The organism is Dapis purpurea BLCC-M126, assembly GCF_050015975.1.
Classification (GTDB): domain Bacteria; phylum Cyanobacteriota; class Cyanobacteriia; order Cyanobacteriales; family Microcoleaceae; genus Trichodesmium.
In genome coordinates, this window is the sequence record NZ_JBNHER010000246.1 from 22722 (window position 1) to 29670 (window position 6949).

Here is a 6949-nt window from a genome sequence, read left to right on the forward strand (position 1 = left end):
CTCCTGTCTCCTTCTTCAATACAATTCATACTTTAATAATTTACAAGCTATCGGACCATTATAAACAGGAATTCTAGCAGAAGTTCTTAACCCCACCTGTTTAGATAATTGTTTATTTCCTGTCAAAATAAAAGCAGTCCAACCAGTAAAACGTTGTTTAAAAATATCCCCCAACATTTTATAAAACTTACCCAATTCTTCCACTTCTCCTAAACGTTCTCCATAAGGAGGATTACAAATAATTATTCCTTTTTCTGCTGGAGGTTTTAAATTAGATAAATCCGTTTGTATAAACTTAATTTTCTCTGAAACACCACATTTTTTCGCATTAGTACGAGCTTGAGAAAGCACTTCTGGATTTCGATCACTTCCCACAATTATTGATTTTAATTCAGTTAATTGACTATTCTTAGCTTCTGCTAATAAATCTTGCCAAATAGACTCATCAAAATCACGCCAATTCATAAAAGCAAATTTATTTTTAAACAATCCGGGTGCAATATTTAATGCTTTTAAACTTGCTTCTAAAGGTAAAGTTCCCGAACCACATAAAGGGTCTAAAAAAGGTAAATCAGGAGAATATTCCGCCATCTCCAACAAAGCTGCTGCTAAAGTTTCTTTCAGGGGAGCAAATCCCATTGCCAGACGATAGCCACGCTGATGTAAACTACTACCAGAACTATCTAAACTAAGGATACAATTTTTATGTTCAATATGAGCATTAATTAATATCTCAGGATTTTTAGTATCAATATTCGATCTGTAGCGAAATTTCTCTATTTGTTGCTCAGTAATAGCATCCTTTATTTGCAAAGCAGTATAGTGAGTATGCTTTAATTTATCATTACTTCCCGTACAGTGAACTGCCAATGTATTTTTAGGAGATATATACTTTTGCCAAGGAATTTTTTTTACTTCTTTATATAACACTTCTCTGTTAACACATCTAACTTCTGCAATAGGAACTAATACTCTAAAAATAGTTCTTGCCCAGAGATTAACTCGATAAAGTAAAGTCTTATCCCCAGTGAAACTTACTCCTGTAAATTCTGGAGAGACATTTGTAGCTCCTAAACTTTCTAATTCTTGGGCAGCAATATTTTCTAAACCTTTAGCTACTTTGGCATAATATTGATTCATTTAGACCCCTATTTCCTATTCCCTAAAAAGGAGATTTGTAGCTCCTAAACTTTCTAATTCTTGGGCAGCAATATTTTCTAAACCTTTAGCTACTTTGGCATAAAATAAAAAATTTTCCATCAACTAAAACTGAAAGTAAATAAAAGCCGAATAGTTAGGAGCTATAAATAGAAGGATAACAGAAAAAGCGAATCCATACCAAGCAGCAAAAATCCAATCAGGAAATTTTTGCCACCATTCACGCCAAAGATTTTTATAAGTTGCAAAATGAGCGATTGCTAGTAGCAAAAATATTCCTAAATGATGAATACCAAGTTCTTGAGAACCAGGTGAATTAAAAAATACAAAAGACTTTACAATTGTTATAGATTTTTCCATATCCACGGCTCGGAAAAATATCCAACCAATGCAAACCCAATAAAAAGTTAATAAAGGAGAAATAGGTTTAATCAGAGTACATAGCCATTTATAGGGAGCAGAAAGTTTTGACCATTCTCTTTGTAAAATTAACGCTCCGCCATGCAACCCTCCCCAGATAACAAAATTCCACCCTGCTCCATGCCATAACCCTACCAAAAGCATAATTAACATCAAGTTTCTGTAGGTAAAAAGTTTTCCTCCCCGGTTTCCTCCCAGTGGTATGTAAAGATAATCTCGTAGCCAGTTAGAAAGACTTATATGCCAACGTCTCCAAAATTCTGTAATATTCTTGGAAAAATAAGGAAAATGAAAATTTAAACAGAGTTCGTATCCCAACAAACCAGCACAGGCGATCGCCATATCTGTGTAACCTGAAAAGTCGCAGTATATTTGTACAGCATAAAATAAAACTCCTACCCACGAACTTGAAGCACTGTAAGTTTCAGGAGCATCAAAAAAGGGATCGACGATGGGAGATAATCGATCTGAAATACAAGCTTTTTTGATGAACCCTACCATAAAAAGCATCAAACAAGATTTAACCTGAACCCGACTGAAGTTTCTAGTTTCCTCTAGCTGGGGTAAAAAAGTAAAAGCTCGAACAATTGGCCCTACTACCAATTGAGGAAAGAAACTGACAAAAAGTGCAAAATCCAGGAATTTATACACTGGCTTCATTTGGCGATAATATATATCTATCGAATAGCTTAGTGTTTGGAAAGTATAGAAACTTATGCCAGCAGGAAGAATGATCTGAATGGTGAGAACATCTACAGAAAACCCTAGAAAATTTATAAAATTTACAGTATTTTCTAGAAAAAAATTAAAGTATTTAAAAAATCCTAAAATATTCAAATTGATACAAATACTAACCAGAAGCCAGCACTTTCTTTTGTTAGTTTCTATTGATTGGGATAGTTTTATTCCCACTATGTAATCAACAACTGTTGATATTAGAATTAATGAAAGAAAACGCCAATCCCAAGCTCCGTAAAATATATAGCTACATAGCAGCAGCCAGAACTTTCTGTATTGATTTTTTTGCAGCACCCAATGAACTGAGAAAACAATTAAAAAGAAGAACAGAAACCTAAATTCTGTAAAAACCATAGACTAATTTTTCTCCCGATCTAAATATTCTGAAAATTTTTCTGCCAGCAATTCTGTAAATTCTCTAGCTCCTTTATCGTTTAAATGTTTCTTGTCAAATCGTAGTTCTGGAGCGTACAAGCGAGGGTATTCTATAGGATTGTTAAATAAAAAGAGAGTAGACACATATTCTTTGGTCTTTAAGGCAATCAAGTTTTCTTTTTTCTGTAATACTGGAGTGATCATAAATATTGGGGTAACGTCACTATCTTTGACAATTTGGATTAGGTCTTTAGTTACTCTTAAAAGAGTAGAATTTGGGTTGACAACTTTATCTGAAGGTAAATTTAAAAGATTAACTTTTTCATGGTAAGTATTGAGGTTGCCTAAAAAGTTTTGACGTCTTTGTTGATAACTAACACCTATCTCTTGATCGAGAGGCAGGTAACCGTTAATATAGTCGTTTTGCATAAACCTATTGTTTAGTCGATCAAAAGTTATATTGTCTTGATTTCCCTGGTTATTTATCCACTGAATTAAGCCATCTACTTTACCAACGCCACCTAAATTATACATTAATGGAATTGTATGTGATTTCAGTGCACCAAATTTGACTCTTAGGGAGTGTTGGTAATCCAAAATTAAATCAAACACCCAAAAAGTATGTTCCCAGTCATGCCAGTATATCACTCTATTTGTTCGCCAATTTTCACGGTTAATACTTAACTCTATATTTTGCAGTTCTATAAAAATATATTCTAAGTTTTTAGGCTTCATTGCTAGAATTTTTTTGAGAAAGAAATAACTTTCCAGGGACTGCATAGAAGAAACGCCAAAATTGTACGAGCTAATCTCTTTTCCCCGTCTTTCCATTGCCTTATCAAATTCACTCGGTACTATATGTCTATATATTTTGCTAGATCCAATAAAAACTACATTATATTTGTCTTTGTTTTTAGTAAAGTTTTCCAACTTAGAAGTAACTACAGGAATTTCTGGAGATGGTATAATTTTACCAAAAATTATGCTCCCTATGCCAAGGCTAATTAAGAAAATCGTACATCTCCAACCGTAAATAGCTAACCGATCAAATTTTAATTTTTTCTGCTGGTTATTTGTTGCTTTATTCTTCATTTTTCCTTGATTAAATTAGAAAACTGTAGAACAATCTGAGATATATCTCCCATTACTATCTCTAGAGACTATATATCCTTGATATGGGTTTGTGACTTCTATAAATCTTTGAGTTCCACTACCAATTTCTTCATTTCCGGTAACTTCTATTCTTTGACCATTTTCTACTACTCCAAGTCTACGACTCGCTGAGTTGCGTGTCTCAAAAATATATAGTCCATTTGGTCTGAGTACATAACAAGTTTTTGACTTAATTCTTCCTTTAGCTTGGTAATTAATTACACGTTCCGTAAGGCCATTTTCTGTTCTTGAATCTACACGATATTGATCTGGGCCAATAATATATTCAATTCCTTGTACTGGGTCATAAGCGGCCCAAGAAGTACCTCTTTTGATCGCATTACCAACTATCAACCAATCTTGCTCAGTTCCATTTTTTGGTTGACTAATGAATATATACTCACCTTTCCGGGTTTCGCAAATATTTATCTTAAAGTTTGTAGTTTCATAATTTGCTTTCTCAGAGCCATATCCATAACAGGTCTGTCCCTGCGATGGCAGAATTACAGTCCCCAACACTAAAGCCGTTGTCAAACCTCCAACGGTGGCTAATCGGTGTTTCATTGTTTCTCCCCTTTCTGCCATTGGATAGTAGCAAAGCTCAATGATTTTACCACAAGTTGAGAAAAATATCTCTCCTAAAATAAAATAAGTCAAGTATAATTGGATATTCTTAACTTTCTCATAAACTTTTCTATGAAAAACTTATAGTTAAATTGTGTAAAAATACTAAAAAGTAAATAAAAATCATTTTAGAGAGAGGTCTCTTATGGTAGCGATAACAGACCGAGTAAAAAATAGACTCACAATAGAGACGAATAAAATTGCTCCTGATACAACGGCCATTCGCTCCCTGGATTGGGACCGTGATCGCTTTGATATCGAATTTGGTCTACAGAATGGTACCACATATAACTCCTTTATCATTCGAGGGGAAAAAACTGCCCTAGTAGATACATCCCATGAAAAGTTTCGCCAGTTATACCTAGATATCCTGTGGGGTCTGATCAAACCTACTGAAATAGATTACTTAGTTATTAGCCATACTGAACCAGATCATAGTGGTTTAGTCAAAGATGTTATTGAATTAGCTCCTCAAGTTACAGTAGTTGGGGCAAAAGTAGCAATTCAATTTTTAGAAAATTTAACTCACATACCATTTAATAAGCAAATTGTCAAAAATGGCGACCAATTAGATTTAGGTAATGGTCACGTTTTAGAATTTGTTTCGGCTCCAAATTTACATTGGCCTGATACAATTTTTAGCTACGATCGCAAAACCCAAATCCTATTTACCTGTGATGCTTTTGGGATGCACTATTGCTCAGACAAAACTTATGATGAAAACCTGAGTGACATAGAAGCAGATTATAAATTCTATTATGAATGTCTGATGGCTCCCAATGCTCGCTCAGTCTTAAATGCCATGAAAAAAATGAAAGCACTGGGAGATATTACCACCATTGCCACAGGTCATGGCCCCCTCCTACGTCATAACTTAGTAGAACTAACAAACCGTTATGAAGAGTGGAGTAAAGCAAAAAGTAAAGCAGAGACAACAGTCGCAGTATTTTATACCTCTGATTATGGTTATAGCGATCGCCTCTCTCAAGCTATTGCCCACGGGATAATCAAAACAGGGGTAGCGGTAGAAATGATGGACTTAAAATCTGCTGACCCGCAAGAAGTAAGGGAACTGGTAGAAATGGCCAAAGGAATCGCGATCGCAGCGCCACCCAGCACAGGTCCAGTAGCTAGCACTGCTGAAATAGCTATAAGTACTATTTTGGCAGCAGCGAATAAAAAGCAAGCATTTGGTTTGTTTGAATCAGGTGGTGGGGATGACCTTTCAATTTATCCTCTTGCCAACCAGTTTAAAGAATTAGGACTCAAGCAGGCATTCCCCAATATTACAATCAAAGAAACGCCTTCAGAATTAACTTACAAATTATGTGAGGAAGCGGGGACAGATGCAGGGCAACTTTTGACTCTCAAGGAGACTATCAAGCAAATGAAATCTCTTGACGACGATCTGGATAAAGCTTTAGGTCGTCTGAGTGGAGGTTTGTATATTATTACTGCTACTAAAGGTGAGATTAGTAGTGCCATGTTAGCCTCTTGGGTAGTGCAAGCTAGTTTCCAACCTTTAGGAGTTTCTATTGCAGTAGCAAAAGACCGAGCTATTGAGGCACTAATGCAAGTAGGCGATCGCTTTATTTTAAACGTATTGCGGGAAGATAACTATCAAGGTCTAATGCGACATTTTCTGAAGCGCTTTCCACCTGGTGCAGACCGTTTTGCCGGAGTCAATACTCAAACTGCTAATAATGGTAGCCCTATTTTAAGTGATGCTCTAGCTTATTTAGAATGTGAAGTTGCAAGTCGGATGGAAGCAAGCGACCATTGGCTGATTTATGCAACTGTTGATACTGGCCGAGTTAGTGACTCAGATATTTTGCCTGCAGTGCATCATAGAAGAGTAGGTAATCATTATTAATTGAGTCTATGATGAGGTGACAATAAACAACAGGTTTTATTGCTGTAGCACCTCAACATTATTCTGAATAGAAGTGCGAGTGTTTGGGCAACCAGATGTTCGCACTATCCTTATTCTCGATATTTGAACAAGATTTTTCAAAGTTTATAATTATCTGTCAAATATTTGCAGGCTAGTTCATTAATGGATAATGGATAATGGATAATGGATAATGGATAATTGATAATTACCTTTGATTAAAACCGTTTGGGAATTGAATATCAGGAAATATCATTTCTTCTCAAGGGGAGATTGGATATGGCGTTTAGCATTCCGCACAACTTCGTTAACGCTGCGGACATGAAACGCGTAGCGTCCCGGAGGGAAAGGAAACTTCGCCATCTCTCGACCGCTTTTTTCCCATATCAAAGGGGAGGCTTTAAACCAGAATTATTAATAAGTAATAATTGGGTAATGCTCTCATACACTTTATGTTGCTGCACTTTTGTACTTCACATAGACATCTTCAGAAAAGAGGGAGTACGGAGTATAGGGAAAGAATTGATAATTTCTGTTGTATAGAACCCATTTGGTATCTCTAAAAAATTAGGCGATCGCTAACCTCTTAAG

The 6949-nt window shown here is 35.6% G+C and carries 5 protein-coding genes; 1 reads left to right on the plus strand and 4 read right to left on the minus strand.

The features are described from left to right. Positions 1 to 15: 15 nt before the first annotated feature. The 4 genes from ACP6PL_RS22110 to ACP6PL_RS22125 all read right to left on the minus strand — a co-directional run bounded on the left by ACP6PL_RS22110 (position 16) and on the right by ACP6PL_RS22125 (position 4407). Positions 16 to 1140 (minus strand): THUMP domain-containing class I SAM-dependent RNA methyltransferase, encoded by a 1125-nt coding sequence (locus ACP6PL_RS22110; RefSeq protein ID WP_426547436.1) that lies wholly within the window; start codon positions 1138 to 1140, stop codon positions 16 to 18. 123 nt (positions 1141 to 1263) lie between these two features. Next, the gene (locus ACP6PL_RS22115) at positions 1264 to 2238 is read right to left on the minus strand and encodes an MBOAT family O-acyltransferase (RefSeq protein WP_426547437.1); all 975 of its coding nucleotides are present in this window, start codon (positions 2236 to 2238) and stop codon (positions 1264 to 1266) included. 435 nt (positions 2239 to 2673) lie between these two features. Continuing rightward, positions 2674 to 3783, minus strand: coding sequence for a hypothetical protein (locus ACP6PL_RS22120; RefSeq protein WP_426547438.1), 1110 nt, complete (start codon positions 3781 to 3783; stop codon positions 2674 to 2676). A gap of 15 nt (positions 3784 to 3798) precedes the next feature. Continuing rightward, positions 3799 to 4407, minus strand: coding sequence for a hypothetical protein (locus ACP6PL_RS22125; RefSeq protein ID WP_426547439.1), 609 nt, complete (start codon positions 4405 to 4407; stop codon positions 3799 to 3801). Between the two features lie 205 nt (positions 4408 to 4612). On the opposite strand from ACP6PL_RS22125, the gene ACP6PL_RS22130 reads away from it, so the two are divergent. Then, on the plus strand, positions 4613 to 6340 hold the full coding sequence (locus tag ACP6PL_RS22130) for a diflavin flavoprotein (RefSeq protein WP_426547440.1): 1728 nt from the start codon (positions 4613 to 4615) through the stop codon (positions 6338 to 6340). Positions 6341 to 6949: the final 609 nt, after the last annotated feature.

Excerpts from the sequence above, each read along its gene's own strand:
- ACP6PL_RS22110 (WP_426547436.1), bottom strand. The coding sequence starts at position 1,140 with ATGAATCAATATTATGCCAAAGTAGCTAAAGGTTTAGAAAATATTGCT.
- ACP6PL_RS22125 (WP_426547439.1), bottom strand. The coding sequence starts at position 4,407 with ATGAAACACCGATTAGCCACCGTTGGAGGTTTGACAACGGCTTTAGTG.
- ACP6PL_RS22130 (WP_426547440.1), top strand. The coding sequence starts at position 4,613 with ATGGTAGCGATAACAGACCGAGTAAAAAATAGACTCACAATAGAGACG.
- ACP6PL_RS22115 (WP_426547437.1), bottom strand. The coding sequence starts at position 2,238 with ATGAAGCCAGTGTATAAATTCCTGGATTTTGCACTTTTTGTCAGTTTC.
- ACP6PL_RS22120 (WP_426547438.1), bottom strand. The coding sequence starts at position 3,783 with ATGAAGAATAAAGCAACAAATAACCAGCAGAAAAAATTAAAATTTGAT.